This is a genomic window from Lysobacter humi (ex Lee et al. 2017) (assembly GCF_054781815.1).
Window position 1 is genome coordinate 541,811 of sequence record NZ_BAAGTR010000001.1, and the last position, 13,335, is coordinate 555,145.

At 70.7% G+C, this 13,335-nt stretch carries 8 protein-coding genes; 1 reads left to right on the forward strand and 7 read right to left on the reverse strand.

Going from position 1 to position 13,335, the window contains the following annotated elements:
• Positions 1-7: 7 nt before the first annotated feature.
• The 7 genes from ACYVJJ_RS02400 to fucP form a co-directional block, all read right to left on the reverse strand.
• The gene (locus ACYVJJ_RS02400; RefSeq protein ID WP_460830795.1) at positions 8-1,021 is read right to left on the reverse strand and encodes a cupin-like domain-containing protein; all 1,014 of its coding nucleotides are present in this window, start codon (positions 1,019-1,021) and stop codon (positions 8-10) included.
• Complete coding sequence (locus ACYVJJ_RS02405) at positions 1,005-1,709, reverse strand: SapC family protein (protein WP_460830797.1); 705 nt, start codon at positions 1,707-1,709, stop codon at positions 1,005-1,007. Before ACYVJJ_RS02405 ends, ACYVJJ_RS02400 begins: the two co-directional genes overlap by 17 nt.
• The gene (locus ACYVJJ_RS02410) at positions 1,706-3,226 is read right to left on the reverse strand and encodes a tryptophan halogenase family protein (protein ID WP_460830798.1); all 1,521 of its coding nucleotides are present in this window, start codon (positions 3,224-3,226) and stop codon (positions 1,706-1,708) included. Before ACYVJJ_RS02410 ends, ACYVJJ_RS02405 begins: the two co-directional genes overlap by 4 nt.
• Before the next feature lie 99 nt (positions 3,227-3,325).
• On the reverse strand, positions 3,326-6,325 hold the full coding sequence (locus ACYVJJ_RS02415) for a TonB-dependent receptor (RefSeq protein WP_460830800.1): 3,000 nt from the start codon (positions 6,323-6,325) through the stop codon (positions 3,326-3,328).
• Positions 6,326-6,505: 180 nt separating this feature from the next.
• Positions 6,506-9,064 carry a glycoside hydrolase family 3 protein gene (locus ACYVJJ_RS02420; RefSeq protein ID WP_460830801.1) on the reverse strand — a complete coding sequence of 853 codons (2,559 nt, stop codon included), beginning with the start codon at positions 9,062-9,064 and terminating at the stop codon, positions 6,506-6,508.
• A 333-nt stretch (positions 9,065-9,397) separates the two neighbouring features.
• Positions 9,398-10,723, reverse strand: a complete 1,326-nt coding sequence (locus ACYVJJ_RS02425) for a glycoside hydrolase 5 family protein (protein ID WP_460830803.1) — start codon at positions 10,721-10,723, stop codon at positions 9,398-9,400.
• Positions 10,723-12,003: an L-fucose:H+ symporter permease gene (fucP, locus tag ACYVJJ_RS02430; protein WP_460830805.1), complete on the reverse strand. Its 1,281-nt coding sequence runs from the start codon at positions 12,001-12,003 to the stop codon at positions 10,723-10,725. The genes ACYVJJ_RS02425 and fucP overlap by 1 nt, the downstream gene beginning before the upstream one ends.
• Before the next feature lie 239 nt (positions 12,004-12,242).
• Here fucP and ACYVJJ_RS02435 point away from each other — a divergent pair, with 239 nt between their 5' ends.
• A complete protein-coding gene (locus ACYVJJ_RS02435) occupies positions 12,243-13,232 on the forward strand; it encodes a LacI family DNA-binding transcriptional regulator (RefSeq protein ID WP_460830807.1) in 990 nt (329 codons plus the stop codon).
• The last annotated feature ends 103 nt before the right edge of the window (positions 13,233-13,335 follow it).

Below are 13,335 nucleotides of genomic sequence, written 5' to 3' on the forward strand. Positions count from 1 at the left end.
GCGCATCTCAGCGATTGAGGCGTTTGAGCAGGCGCGCGCGCAGCTCGCGCGCGGTGGCGGGATCGAGCGGTGCGAGCGAGCGCCGCGCCTCCGGCGGGATGTGCGCGACGGTGGCCTCGTCGGCCTCGAAGACGTAGTGGCGGAAGATCTCGCGCCACGCCTCGCGCTGCTCGTGGGGCAGATCGCGAATGGTCATCAGCGCGAGCATCAGCGCAGCCATCGGTGAATCCATGTGCGCCGGCGCGTCGCGCCACCAGTAGTTGACGAGCACGTTGAAGGCCTCGAGCGCCTCGACGTGGTGCCACCACAGGCTGGGGATGAACAGGGCGTCCCCGGGACCGAGCTCGGCGACCTGCGCGCGCGCGAGGGCTTCGCGAAAGCGTGGGTAGGCGTCGAAGTCGGGTGCATGCAGGTCGACCAGGCTGATCGGCTGGCCGGCGGGCGTGAGGTCGAGCGGGCCGATGTAGAGGTCGCGCAGGCAGTCCGGCGGGAACAGCGTGAAGCGGCGGTGTCCGGCGACGACGACCGCAATGTTGTCGGGGACGTCCTGGTGCGCCGCGATCCGCGTGCGGTTGCCGATCCAGATGCTCGCGAGCGCGTCGCGCGCGCCGAGCGCGAGGTCGTTGGCCGCGCGGAAGCCGGGCAGCGCCTCGTCGATCGTGGTGGAGCCGACATAGAGCGCGGGCGGCGCGGGGTCGTCGACATGGCGCAGCAGCGCCTCGAGCACCGCGGCGAGCGGCGGGCGCTCCATGTGGAAGTTGAAGCCGGTGAGCGCCGCGTCGTAGAAGAAGCGCCCGCCGATGTCCGGCGCGCCCACCATCGCGCCCACCGTGCGGCCGGCATCGAAGCGCCGCAGCAGGTCGACCGCGGCCCGCGGCGAGGCCCGCCCCGCATGCACCGCCGGCCAGTCGCGCGCCAGCCCGCGCAGCAGCACCGGCTGCGTCGCGCGCAGCACGTCGTCGGGGATCGCATCGGCACGGACGTCGTCGCGCGCCGCGATCGGCTCAAGCGCGGCGTGCATGCCGCCGGTTCATGCGCTCGATGAGCGCGCGGAAATTCGCGAGCGAGGCCAGCACCATGTAGGCGGCCTCGAGGTGGCCGGCGCGATGCAGGTGCTCGAGCGCCGTGGCATCCAGCGCGCGCAGACGTTCCTCGTGGATCGTCGAGAAGCCGGCGAGGCGGTTCTGCGTGCCGTCGTCGAGCTCGACGTCGAGCATGAACGGCTCGATCAGCTGCAGCTCGGCGAGCGCGGCGACGAAGGCGGGCGTCGCCGAGAGGCCTTCGTGCAGGGCGAGCAACACGGACGTCGCGCGCTCGAGGTAGTCGGTGCTGCCGCCGTGCTCGAGGAACAGGCGCTCGCCGCTGCGGCCGGCGCGCGGATGCGCGAGGTCGACGTGCACGACGAGCTCGTCGCCTTGCCGCCCGATCAGGAACGGCTGGCGGTGCACCGCGAGCGGGAGGTAGGTGGCGTCCCAGCGGTCGCCCTCGAGGAACAGGTTCTCGCCCTCGCGGAAGCCGAACAGGGCGACCGGCTGGAATGTACCGTCCGGCGTCGGCGCGAACACGATCGGGTAATGGGCCTGCACGTCGCGGAATTCGCCCGGGAACGTGGGCGCGAGCATGAGGTCGTCGCCGTAGCGCGCGCCGCGCGCGGTCTCGATGCGCAGGTCGACGTGGTCGACATTGTTGAGCAGTACCGCCTGGGTCAAGGTTCGGCCCTCCGCAGGCCCTGCTGGTGGATGGCGTCGATGAGGTCGCGATGCGCGGGCAGGCCGCCGAGCAGCCGGCGGCCGAGCCGGCCGACGTCGGCGAAGTGCGCCTGCGCGAGGCGCCGGGGTTCGGGCCGCGTCGCGAGCGCCGATGGCTGCGGGCGGTGGCCCATGCCGTAGAGGATGTACTGCCAGCTCGCCGACGGGAACACCTCGTCCGCCCGGTCGAGCTCGTATCGCGACGGCGCGCGGTGGCGCCAGAGCGCGAGGAGCTCGTGCAGGCGGTCCGGGATCGACGCGGAGTCGCGATGGTCGCGCCAGTAGGCGCCGTCGCGGCGCGAGAGCACGTAGTGCAGCTTGAGGAAGTCGACGATGCGCGCCCAGCGGTGGGTGAACGTCGCATTGAAGCGGCGCGCGACGCGGTCCATGTCCTCGCGCGTGGCCGGCAGCTGTGCGTCGAGCATCGCCGCCGACAGCTCGACCAGCGCGATGGCGGAGGCCTCGAGCGGCTCGATGAAGCCCGCCGACAGGCCGATCGCGACGCAGTTGCGATGCCAGAACTCGCGGCGGTAGCCGGGCTCGAAGCCGAGCTGGCGCGCGGCGACGTCGACGCCGCCCAGGTGCGCCGAAAGCACGGCGTGCGCCTCGTCGTCACTCGTGTGCGCGCTCGAGTAGACGTAGCCCACGCCCCGCCGCGTCGGCAGGCCGATGTCCCACGTCCAGCCGCAGGCCTGCGCGGTGGCGATCGTCTGCGTGGCGATCGGCGCATCCGGCGCGCCATAGGGCACCTGCACCGCGAGCGCGCGATCGTTGAAGAGCACGTCGCGTCGAGGAACGAACGGTACGCCGTAGTGCCCGCCGAGCAGGCGCGCGTGCAGGCCGGTGCAGTCCACGAACAGGTCGCCGGCGAGCGGCTCGCCCGCTTGCAGGCGCAGCGCGGCGATGTCGCCGCTCTCGTGCACGTCCAATCCGGTCACGTGGTCGGCGACATGGCGCACGCCGAGCCGCTGCAGGCAGTGGCGCTGCAGGAACGGCGCGAACCTGCCGGCGTCGAGGTGGTAGCCGTAATTCGCGACCGCGGCGAATTCGGGCGTGCCGGGTTGCTTGGGGGCGCGGCCGAAGGCGCAGAGCTGCGGCTGCACGCAGACCGTCTCGGCGAACGGCGCGTCGGCATGACGCTCGAGCCACGCGCCGACCAGGTCGGCCTCGCCATGGCCCTGCGGCAGCATGAAGGGATGGTGGTAGCGATCGTCCGCCGCGCCGGTCACCCAGCGGTCGAAGCGCGAGCCCTGCTTGAACGCGACGTCGCATTCGCGCACGAAGTCGGCCTCGGACACGCCGATGCCGCGCAGGGTGTCACGCATCGTCGGCCAGGTGCCCTCGCCGACGCCGATCGGCGCCACGCCGGGTGATTCCACCAGCGTGACGCGCAGGCCATCGGGACGGTCGGCCCCATGGCCGGCGGCGAGCACGGCCGCGCTCAGCCAGCCGGCGGTGCCGCCGCCGACGATGACCACGTGCCTGATCGCTCCGTCCACCCGGTTCCCCCGTCCTGCGCCGCCAGCATAGGCCCGAACGGACGCGCCGCCACAGGACGCGCCCGCTGGGCAGGGCGGTCAGAACTTGTAGCGCACGCCGACCATATAGCGCGGGCCGGTCTGCGTGAGGAACTCGAGCTGGTTCGGATGGCGGCTGTGCAGGCGCACCGTCTCGTCGGTCAGGTTGATGCCTTCGAACGCGAAGCTCAGGCGGTCGTTGAGCGTGTAGCTGACGTTGAGGTCGATCTGGCCGTAGTCCTCGACATACACGGGGTTCGGCCCCGTGCCGTCGAAGCGTCCGGCCAGGAACTTGTCGCGCCAGTTGTAGGCCGCGCGGATCGACCACGGACCCTTCTCGTAGAAGCCCACGAGGTTGGCCGAATCCGACAGGCCTTCGAGCGCGAACTGCTCACCGATGCGGTAGTTGTCGTAGGTCAGGCTCGAGTCGACGATCGTATAGTTCGCCGACAGGCCGAAGCCGCTTTCGCCGAACAGGTGCTGGACGTTCAGTTCCCAGCCGTCGAGCGACGCGGAGCGCTGGTTGGCCGGCGTGCTGATGCGGAACTGCGCGAGCGGATCGCCCGGCTGGCCGACGATGGTGCCGGTGCGGTTGCCGGTGGAGTCGACGCCGGTCTGCGTCACGCCCGGCTGGCCGTTGAAGTTGGCGAAGATGTAGTTGCGGATGCAGACGACGTCGGTCGCGGCGCAGCCGGATGCGACCGCCTGGTTCCAGCGGGCGCCCCCGACCGGCGTGTGCAGGTCGAACGGCGTGTCGACGATCTGCGTGGTGCCGATGTAGTTGTCGATGTTCTTGCGGAAGTAGCCGAGCGAGAGATAGCTGCTGCGGCCGTAGTACCACTCGAGCGAGAGGTCGATGTTCTTCGAGCGCAGCGGCTCGAGCGCCGGATTGCCCTGCGCGCCGACGCCGCCGTCGACGCGCACGATCGCGTCGAGCGTCTGCCCGCCCTGGATGTCGCCCCAACCCGGCCGGCCGATGGTGTGGCCATAGCTCGCACGCAGCTTGAGGCTGTCGGTGACGTCGAGGCTGGTGTCCAGACTCGGCAGCCAGTAGCGGTATTCGCCGCGCAGCGTGGTGAAGTTGGCCGGACCGTTGATGATGTTGAGCTCGTTGGCCGAGCCCCACGAGATCGCCGTCGGCGTCGGCACCAGCGCCGACGAGGTCACCTCGGTCTTCTCGTAGCGCACGCCGAGGGCCACGCTCAGCGGCATCGCCATGTCCCAGGTCTGGCTCCACTCCAGGTAGGCGCTCTGCGACTTCTCGGTCACGCGGCGGTCAGTGGTGAACACCGGGGAGGCACGGTACATCGCCGGGTCGCCGCCACGGCGCGCCCATGCGTCCTCGGCGAGCTGCCGGACGGTCTCGAAGTCCCAGACGAAGAATGCGTCGCTGAAGTTCGGGCTGCTCGCGCCCGGGAACGCGTCGAAGTAGCGGCCCATCTCGTCAAGGCGCCAGACCTGGTCGGGATAGTCCGCCGGGCTCGTCGCGCCGCCCCAGGTATCCATCTGCACGTTGGAGAAGGCCGACCGGTTGTTGACCTCGGTCGCCGCGACGCCGAAATCGAGCTTGGAGAAGTTCTCGAAGGAGTAGCTGCCGCCGAGCTGCAGCTGCTCCACCTCGGACTTCATGTAGCTGTTGCGGAAAGTCGAGCCGGTGACCTGCATCAGCGACGCGTCCGGTCGCGTCATGCCCGGCGGCAACTGGACGTTGAGGATCGGGAAGTCGCCCGAGAAGTCCACTGTGGTGGTGCCGCGGAAGAAGCCCGCGGTGCCCAGCACGCCGCTCGAGCCCCACGGGCTGTCCGCGCCGGACTCGGCCGACGAGTCGTGGTAGTCGAGGCCGAGCTTGAGGCGGTCGGAGACGTCCCATTCGAGGTTCAGGCCGAGCGAGCCGTTCTCGTTCTTGGTCGCGTTCTGCGCGCCGCCCATCGCGAAGTCGCTGTTGGCGGGGTTGATGATCTCGGAATAGACGTTCGGCCCGGCGACCGGACCATCCGTCCACGAGCTCGACGACGGGCCGAAGTTGAACCACACGGACATCTCGTTGCGCCGCGACTGCACGCGGTTCTCCGAGTAGGTGTAGTCGAGCGTGGCGGTGAAGTCGTCGGTGGGCGCATACTGGAACACCAGCTGGCCGTTGGTGCGCTCGCGGCGTACGCCGTTGACGTTGTAGTTGAGGTTCTGCGGGACCGAATAGATGTCGGTCGGGCCCGGGCGGTTGGTGATGCGCTCCGAACCCGGCTGGCCGGGCTGCGGGATCGTGCCCCAGTTGTTCTCGTCGCCGCGGAAGCTGCGCCAGCCGTTGCCGACGTTGACCTGGCTGAAGCCGTACTCGCGCTCCTGGTAGCTCGCGCTCAGCGCGATGCCGAAGCGGTCGCCGCCGAAGGTGGTGCTGTAGATGCCCGACACTTCGGGGGTGACGCGACTGCCCTGGAGGTGGTCCGGCAGGTTCTCGACGGACGTGTCGTGCACGGCCTTGAGGCCGAAGTTGGCGCGCGTGCCGGTGTTGTCGAGCGGGCGCGCGGACTTGATGTTCACCGTCGCACCCAGGCCACCGGTGGGCACGTCGACGCGGCTGGTCTTGTAGACCTCGATCTCGCTCACCGCCTCCGAGGCGAGGTTCGCGAAATCGAACGAGCGCGAGTTCGATGCCCCCGCGTCCTCGATGCGCGCGCCGGGCATCTGCCGCCCGTTGAACAGCACCAGGTTGAAGTCGGGGCCGACGCCACGCACCGTGATCCGCGAGCCCTCGCCGTTGACACGGTCGATGGAGACGCCCGTGATGCGCTGCAGGGACTCGGCGAGGTTCGTGTCCGGGAACTTGCCCATGTCCTCGGCGACGATGCCGTCGACCACGCCCTGCGAGTCGCGCTTGAGGTTCATCGACGAGGTCAGCGACCCGCGGATGCCCTTGACGACGACGCTGTCGAGCTCGTCGGCGCTGGACTCGGTCGTGGTGGTAGCCGGCGCGGCGCTGCCTGTCTCCTGCGCGAACGCAGGCTGCGCGAGTGCGACGAGCACCGCGGCGGCAAGAAGGGTGCGGTTCGGTCGGCGGTGCATCGGGTACTTCATGGATCCCCCGGGGCCGCGGTGCGGCGATTGGGCTGAGCGGGCCGGAGCCCGCGGACGACGGCATTCCACGCGTACATGACAGCGTTGTCAAACTTGGAGCGACGATCGGTCGCCGCGCGTGGATCCGCCTGCGAAATCACGGAAAAACGTTGTTGCGATGCAGCGTGCTCAAGGCGCCGGGCATTGCAGCGCGACATCCGCCTGCGTGCCGAGTTCGACGCGGGACACCGCGATGTCGGCGCCCGGCCCGCCCTCGAGTCGGAACATCTCGCTCACGCGCGCGAGTTCGCCCGGGTTGCGCGCAAAGCACGCCAGGGGGATGCCGATGCGCGTCCAGCGCCCCGTGGGCACGGTGGCCGGCAACGGAACCGCACGGCCGCAGCCGTCCCCGCAGGCGATCGCGACCGTCGGCGCGGTGGTGCCGCGTGCGTCCACGCGCATCGTGGCGACCAGCGACGCGCCGGCCATGCTCTCGCGCGTGAGGTCGACCGGTGCGTCGGCCTGCAGCCACAGCGCCGCGGGCGCGCGCCATGTCGCGCGGCGCGCATCCTCCTGCGCGCGGTGGTCGACGGCGCGCAACGTGACGCCCCGTGCGAGGTCGCCCGTGGGGAATCGCGTGACGGCCTTCGGCGCGCCGCCCGCGTCGGCGACCTGCAGCGACCACCCTGGCTGCGCGATGCCGTTGGCGAACAGCAGCGACGGGTCGGCCGCGGCATGCGCGAGGCCTGCGTCCTCCGGCAGCGCCGGGGTGGTGCGCGGTGCGGCGTAGCTCAGGCCGTAGCCGAGCGGGAACTGCGGGTCGTAGCCGGGCTGGCCCGCATTGAGCGGCGTCTGCACGGCGGTCTTGGGCCAGGAGAACGGCAGGCGCCCGCTGAAGTCGTGGCGCGGCGTGCCGCGGGCATCGGCGATGAGCACGTCGGCGACGCCGCCGCCCTCCGAGCCCGGCAACCAGGCGGCGACGAACGCGTCGGACGCATTGATCTCGCGGTTCATCCACAGCGGCCGGCCGGACAGGAACACCGCAACAACGGGGATCCCCGCGGCCTTGAGCCGGCGCAGCAGCGCGAGGTCGGTGTCCCTGCCGCGCTGGTAGGCGAGCGTGGGCACGTCGCCCAGGAACTCGGCGTACGGGTTCTCGCCGAAGACGACGATCGCGACGTCGGGCTTCTCCGCGTACGCGCCGTCGACGGACAGCGTCGCGCGACCGCCGGCGGCACGCGTCGCCGCGTCGATGCCGCTCCAGATCGATTCGGCGTTCGGGAAGTCCGCGCGCGCGGTGCCGGTGCCCTGCCAGCTGAGCGTCCAGCCGCCGGCCTGCTTGCCGATGTCGTCGGCGCCGTCGCCGGCGACGAGCACGCGTGCATCCGGCCGGATCGGCAGCACGCCTTCGTTCTTCAGCAGCACCAGCGACTTGCGCACGGCCTCGCGGGCCAGGGCACGGTGCGCCGGGCTGCCGAGGTGCTCCATGCGACCGCCGAGCACGCGCTTCGACGGTGCCGGCGCGTCGAACAGCCCCATCCGCAGCTTGACGCGCAGGATGCGCGCGACGGCGTCGTCGAGCCGCGTCATCGGGATCTCGCCCGACTTCACCTGCGCGACGGTGTTCGTGTAGACGGCCTTCCAGGTGTCGGGCGCCATGAACATGTCGAGGCCGGCATTGATGGCGGCCGGGCAGCTGTCGTTCGTGCAGCCCTGTACCTCGCCGTGTCCGTTCCAGTCGCCGACGACGAAGCCGTCGAAGCCCATGCGGTCCTTGAGCACGTCGGTGAGCAGCGTGCGGTTGCCGTGCATCTTCTGGCCGTTCCAGCTGGAGAACGAGGCCATCACCGTCTGCGTGCCGGCCTTGAGCGCGGCGATGTGGCCGGCGCCATGGATGTCGCGCAACTCGGTCTCGGAAATGCGCGCATCGCCCTTGTCCTTGCCCTCGAACGTCCCGCCGTCGGCGATGAAATGCTTGGACGACGCCAGCACGTGGCGTGCATCGAGGAAGCCCGGCTTTCCGGGCACGCCTTGCAGGCCTTCGACGACCTGGGTCGCATAGCGCGACACGAGCGCCGGGTCTTCCGAATAGCCTTCGTACGTGCGGCCCCAGCGGTCGTCGCGCGGCACCGTGACCGTCGGGGCGAAGGTCCATTCGAAGCCGGTCGCGCGCAGCTCCGTCGCCGTCGCCTCGGCGATGCGGCGCACGAGCGCGGGATCGTTCATCGCGCCGAGGCCGATGTTGTGCGGGAACAGCGTCGCGCCGACGACATTGTTGTGGCCGTGCACCGCGTCGATGCCGAGCAGCACGGGGATCGCCTTGCGGCCGTTCGAGGTGTCCATCGACGCGGCATGCAGCGCATCGGCGAGTGCAAGCCAGTCCGCGGCCGGGGCGTTGTACTTCGCACCCGGGTCGGAGTTGCCGCCGGCGAGTACCGAGCCGAGCCGGTAGGTGCGCACGTCCTCCGGCGTGAGGCTGCCGAGGTCGCCCTGCACGATCTGGCCGACCTTTTCCTCGACCGTCATCGTCGCGAGCAGTTCGCGGATGCGTGCCTCGATGCGCGGATCGGCGGGGACCGGCGAACGCATCGCGGGCCATTGCGCGGGATCGGCGAGCGCGGCGGGTGGGATCGCGACGGTCGTGGGCGTGGCCGCGGGGGCGGTGCCGGCGAGGGCCAGCGCGAGCCCGAGCGCGAGCCCGTGGGCGATCGGTCGGGTGCGGCGCGACTGCATGCGGTGCGAATCCATCCATCCTCCACGGCGCCGACGTCGACGACGGCGCCCACTGCGAGCGGCTGGATTATGCGGACGCCGATGACAGCGTTGTCAACAAGAATCGGGGACGACTTGTGTGCGGTTGCAGCATCGGGGCGTCGGCTCCAACGCGCACGCCGCGACGCGGTGCGCCAGCGAACCGCGGGCTTGACGAGGTGCGGGGCGCGGAATTCGCGCCGTCTCGTCGAGTGGTCGGCCGTCCGTCGCATGCCGGGTCGCACGCACTCGCGTTGTTCGATCGCTCGTGTGGGAGCGGACCCGAATCCGGAGTGGCGCCATTGCCATCGTCGCCACACGCGGCACGGGTTACGGCGCAGCGTGCGCGGCCGTCTCCGTCACGCGGAACGGAATGTTCGCGTAGGCCGCGTGGCCCCGGCCATCGTGCACTTCGACGAACAGGCGGAAGTTTCCGGCCGTGCCGGGTGCGTGGAAGCGCAGGCGGCCATCGCCGAGGTCGTCGGTGCGCATGTCGATCACACGCGGCACGGACTCCGGGTCGCCACCGCTCGACGTCGCGCGACTCTCCTCGCGCACGACCCAGCGGTACCGCAGCCCGTCGCCCTCCGGATCACGGGCCTCGATGCGAGCCTCGTGCACGGTCGTCGCCACGAGCACCGGGTTCTCGACGCCGAGCCGGCCGTCGATGCGCAGCGCGGTGACGTGCGGCGCACGGTTCGCGGGCCACCGGCCGGTCCATGCGTGCTGTATCGCGTCGACGCCCGGCGTCGATTCGCCCGTCGGCAGGAACAGGCCGTACCACGTCGGCGTGCGCTCCTGCTTCTGGCCCCACAGGAAGACATACGAGCCGAGCGCGCCGCGCTGCAACGCCGGCGCGATGCGCAGCGCATAGCGTTCGGCGAGCAGCGCGGCCTTGCGGCTCGCGTCGTCCTCGATCGGCGCGGCCCAGGCGGTCGTCGGGCTCTCCCAGTGACCGGTCGGGCCCCATTCGGTGACCACGTACGGCCCGGGCCAGCCGCTCGCGCGCATGCGTTCGACCAGGTGATCGACGTCGCCGTAGAGCTGCACGCCGAGTACGTCGAGATCCGGCGCGCGGCGGCGGATCTCGGCCACCACGGCGGGATCGACACCGGCCAGCGTGGTCATCACCGGATGATGCGGGTCGAGCTCGTGGATCACCGTCGCGATGCGACCGATCGCGTCCCATACCGCGGGCTCGGTCGACTCGAGGTTCAGTTCGTTGCCGACCACCCACATCAGCAGCGCGGGATGGTCGCGATAGCGCATCACCTCGGCGCGCACGCGAGCGATCTCGCGGTCGACCGCCGCGGCGTCGCGGTAGTCGAAGCCGTGGCGTTGCGTCGGCATCGGGATTCCGAGCGCGACGTGGAGACCGTTGCGCCGCGCGCGGTCGAGCAGCGCATCGCCCGATTCGCGCTCGGTGCCGGGCCGCCACGTGCGGAACGAGTTCGCCCCGCGCGCGGCGAGCGCTTCCTGATCACCATCGTCGAGGCCCGCGCCCTTGATCACGAAGGGACGGCCGTCGACGCGGAGCTGCCAACCGGGCCCGTCACGGACGATGCGCACGTCCGCCGGCACGTTTCCGCGCACCTGGGCGGGGGCGTGTACGCAGCCCGCCAGCGCCGCGGCGAGCAGGACGACGACCGCGCGCATCAGGCGCGGTCGTACAGGCGCGCGTACTTCAGCCCGAAGGCGAGGATCACGAGGTAGCAGAGCATCGGCACGAAGAACGAGGGTTGCAGGCCGATGCGGTCGGCGAAGGCGCCCTGCACCAGCGGCACGATCGCGCCGCCGACGATCGCCATGCACAGCAGCCCCGAGCCCTTGCTGGTCTGCTCGCCGAGGCCGTGCAGCGACATGCTGAAGATCGTCGGGAACATGATCGAGTTGAACAGGCCCACGCCGAGGATCGCGACCATCGCCGGCTTGCCCCCGGCGAGGATCGCGACCAGCACCAGCAGCGCCGCCATCGTCGCGCAGAAGCCGAGCACCAGCCCCGGGCGCACGCGGCGCATCACCGCCGCGCCGATGAACCGCCCGATCATCGCGAGGCCCCAGTAGAGCGCGACGGTCTTACCGGCGGTGACCGCGTCGAGGCCGCCGATCGCCGGGTTCTCCAGGAAGTTCACGAGGAAGCTGCCGATGCTCACCTCGGCGCCGACGTAGACGAAGATCGCGAGCACGCCGAAGGCGAGGCGGCGATGGCGCAGGATCGAGCCCGCGCTGCCGCGGGACTCGTCCGCGTGGCTGATCTTCGGCAGCCGTACGATCGCGAAGACGACCGCGAGCAGCGCCAGCGCGAGGGCGAGCCCGAGATACGGGCCCTGCACCGTGGAGGCCTCGCGGGCGCGGTAGGCGGCCTGCGTGGCGGCGTCCATGGTGGCGAGGTCGTCGGCCGTGAGTACCGCCGCGCCGCCGAGGATGAGTGCGCTTCCCACGTAGGGGCCCACCGTGGTGCCGAGCGAATTGAAGGCCTGCGTGAGCGTGAGCCGGCTCGAGGCCGTCTGCGGATCCCCCAGCACCGTCACGTACGGATTGGCCGCCACCTGCAGGATCGTGATGCCCGCGGCGAGGACGAAGAAGGCGACCAGGAACAGCCAGTAGTCGCTCTGCGCGGCCGGGTAGAACAGCAGGCAGCCGATGGCCGCGATCCCGAGGCCGGTCACCGCGCCGCGCTGATAGCCGATGCGTCGTATCAGCGCGCCCGCCGGCAGCGAGACGATGAAGTAGGCGCCGAAGAAGCAGAACTGCACCAGCATCGCCTGCACGTAGCTGAGCGTGTAGATCGACTTGAGGTGGGGGATCAGCACGTCGTTGAGTGACGTCAGCAGCCCCCACATGAAGAACAGCATCGTGACCACGAGGAACGGGTAGCGGGACGTGGCGTCGTGGGAGGTCGCGTGCGGGGTCGTGGTCGCTGAGGGCATCGCCATGCGGGTACTCCGGTAGAGGGGCGCAGCAGCGGCGCGGATGCCTGCCGACCGACGGATGATAGCGCTGTCATAATGCACGTCATGATGCACCGCGACATGCAGGGCCTTGGGACGGCGTCGACATGACGCCGCGGCTTTCGCACTACACTCGCCGCGGTCCTGCGCCCCTGGGCGCCGCCCGCGATGCGTCGGGTGCCGTCATCCGGGAGCGGAACGTGTCGAGAGTGCGGATCGAAGACGTGGCAGAGGCGGCACAGGTCTCGATGAAGACCGTCTCGCGCGTGCTCAACCGCGAGCCGAACGTGCGCGAGGCCACGCGCGAAAAGGTGATGGCCGCGGTCGAGCGCCTGCGCTACGTGCCCAACCTCTCCGCGCGCAGCCTCGCCGGCAGCCGCTCGTTCCTCATCGCGCTGCTCTACGACAATCCGTCGGGCAACTACCTCACCGAAGTGATGTCGGGCGTGCTCACGGCCTGCGAGGCGAACGACTACGCGATGCTGATGTGCCCGCTGGAGGGCGCAGGCGACGCGCTGATCGCGCATGTCGACGGGCTGATCCGCCGTGCGCAGCCCGACGGCCTCGTCCTGACGCCGCCCCTCACCGACCGCCCCGAGCTGCTCGAGCACCTGCGCGAGGTGGGCATGCCGTTCGCGAGCATCTCCCCGCGCGATCGCAGCGACGGTATCGGCGTGGGCATGGACGAGACGCGCGCGGCCTACGACATGGTCATGCACCTGGTCGTGCTGGGGCACCGGCGCATCGGCCATATCACCGGCCATGCGGCGCATGGCGCCTCGGGCTGGCGCCTCGCCGGCTACAGGCAGGCACTGAAGGACGCGAAGCTGCGCTTTGAGGCCGCGCTGGTGGTGCCGGGCGAGTTCTCGTTCGAATCGGGCGTGCGCGCCGCGCGGCGCCTGCTCGACCTGGCGAATCCGCCGACGGCGATCTTCGCCGCGAACGACGACATGGCGGCGGGCGTGATCTCGGTGGCCTACGAGCGCGGGCTCAGCGTGCCGGCGCAGCTGTCGGTCTGCGGATTCGACGACATCCCGCTGGCCCACCAGATCTCGCCGCCGCTCACCACCGTGCAGCAGCCCACGCGCGAGATGGGGCGGCTGTCGACGCTCGGCCTGCTCGCGGCGATCCGCGACCCGGACGCCGGCACGATGGCGACGATTCCGTACACGCTGTGCGTGCGCGCATCGACGGGGCCCGCACCGCGCGAATGATCGACGACTGCGATCGCGGGCCGCGCATCGCAGCTCACCTTGGTTGCGGCTCAGCGCTGACGGTGGCCGGCGACCTTGATACCCGCGCCGCGTGCGTAGCAAC

What these genes read in the sequence shown, in the direction of transcription:
- ACYVJJ_RS02415 (WP_460830800.1), bottom strand. Translation starts at nt 6,325, where the DNA reads ATGCACCGCCGACCGAACCGCACCCTTCTTGCCGCCGCGGTGCTCGTC.
- ACYVJJ_RS02420 (WP_460830801.1), bottom strand. Translation starts at nt 9,064, where the DNA reads ATGGATTCGCACCGCATGCAGTCGCGCCGCACCCGACCGATCGCCCAC.
- ACYVJJ_RS02400 (WP_460830795.1), bottom strand. Translation starts at nt 1,021, where the DNA reads ATGCACGCCGCGCTTGAGCCGATCGCGGCGCGCGACGACGTCCGTGCC.
- fucP (WP_460830805.1), bottom strand. Translation starts at nt 12,003, where the DNA reads ATGGCGATGCCCTCAGCGACCACGACCCCGCACGCGACCTCCCACGAC.
- ACYVJJ_RS02425 (WP_460830803.1), bottom strand. Translation starts at nt 10,723, where the DNA reads ATGCGCGCGGTCGTCGTCCTGCTCGCCGCGGCGCTGGCGGGCTGCGTA.